The 1,789-nt window shown below is 50.0% G+C and carries 1 rRNA gene; it reads right to left on the bottom strand.

Annotated elements, in window-relative coordinates:
* Positions 1-80: 80 nt before the first annotated feature.
* Positions 81-1,621, bottom strand: a 16S ribosomal RNA gene (locus tag B6A32_RS19045).
* Positions 1,622-1,789 lie beyond the last annotated feature (168 nt).

Genomic DNA, 1,789 nt, shown 5'->3' with positions numbered 1-1,789 from the left:
TCTTCTTCTAATTCGTTATCATGTAATTTGTGTAGACACTCGTGAAGCCGAGGCTTCCATTAAGCTGTTTTACTTCAAGATAAGGAGGTGATCCAACCCCAGGTTCCCCTAGGGTTACCTTGTTACGACTTCACCCCAGTCATGAATCACAAAGTGGTGACCGTCCTCCCGAAGGTTAAACTAGCCACTTCTTTTGCAACCCACTCCCATGGTGTGACGGGCGGTGTGTACAAGGCCCGGGAACGTATTCACCGTAGCATTCTGATCTACGATTACTAGCGATTCCGACTTCATGGAGTCGAGTTGCAGACTCCAATCCGGACTACGACAAGCTTTGTGGGATTCGCTCCACCTCGCGGTATTGCTGCCCTCTGTACTTGCCATTGTAGCACGTGTGTAGCCCATCCCGTAAGGGCCATGATGACTTGACGTCGTCCCCACCTTCCTCCGGTTTATCACCGGCAGTCTCCTTAGAGTTCCCGCCATTACGCGCTGGCAAATAAGGATAGGGGTTGCGCTCGTTGCGGGACTTAACCCAACATTTCACAACACGAGCTGACGACAGCCATGCAGCACCTGTCACAGAGTTCCCGAAGGCACAAGTCTATCTCTAGTCTCTTCTCTGGATGTCAAGGGATGGTAAGGTTCTTCGCGTTGCATCGAATTAAACCACATGCTCCACCGCTTGTGCGGGCCCCCGTCAATTCATTTGAGTTTTAACCTTGCGGCCGTACTCCCCAGGCGGTCAACTTAGTGCGTTAGCTGCGCCACCCACGACTCAAGGTCACAGACGGCTAGTTGACATCGTTTACGGCGTGGACTACCAGGGTATCTAATCCTGTTTGCTCCCCACGCTTTCGTGCCTCAGTGTCAGTATTTGTCCAGGTAGCCGCCTTCGCCACTGATGTTCCTTCCAATCTCTACGCATTTCACCGCTACACTGGAAATTCCACTACCCTCTACAATACTCTAGTTTGCCAGTTCAAAATGCAGTTCCCAGGTTGAGCCCGGGGCTTTCACATCTTGCTTAACAAACCACCTACGCACGCTTTACGCCCAGTAATTCCGATTAACGCTTGCACCCCTCGTATTACCGCGGCTGCTGGCACGAAGTTAGCCGGTGCTTCTTCTGCGAGTAACGTCACAGATGTTGCGTATTAAACAACACCCTTTCCTCCTCGCTGAAAGTGCTTTACAACCCGAAGGCCTTCTTCACACACGCGGCATGGCTGCATCAGGCTTTCGCCCATTGTGCAATATTCCCCACTGCTGCCTCCCGTAGGAGTCTGGGCCGTGTCTCAGTCCCAGTGTGGCTGATCATCCTCTCAAACCAGCTAGAGATCGTCGCCTTGGTAAGCCATTACCTTACCAACTAGCTAATCTCACTTGGGCTAATCAATGAGCGAGAGGTCCGAAGATCCCCCCCTTTGGTCCGTAGACGTTATGCGGTATTAGCAGTCGTTTCCAACTGTTGTCCCCCACTCAAAGGCATATTCCCAAGCATTACTCACCCGTCCGCCGCTCGACGCCGAATAGCAAGCTATTCTCGTTTCCGCTCGACTTGCATGTGTTAAGCCTGCCGCCAGCGTTCAATCTGAGCCATGATCAAACTCTTCAATTAAAAATCGTTTGTGATGTGAGACAAGTAAACTTGTTTCAACATCTGCTCAATGAATTCTGTCGTGTTACTTAATCCCGACTAGGAACTAAGTAACTACATAAAACGTATTATTTAAATCCGAAGACCTAAATGATACTTATTTTGTGTGACATCATATTAAGCTGTTTT

This window comes from Colwellia polaris, from assembly GCF_002104515.1.
GTDB classification, from domain to species: Bacteria; Pseudomonadota; Gammaproteobacteria; order Enterobacterales; family Alteromonadaceae; genus Cognaticolwellia; species Cognaticolwellia polaris.
Note: the sequence above shows the minus strand (reverse complement) of the source record. Positions and strands in the feature narration are given on the sequence as shown.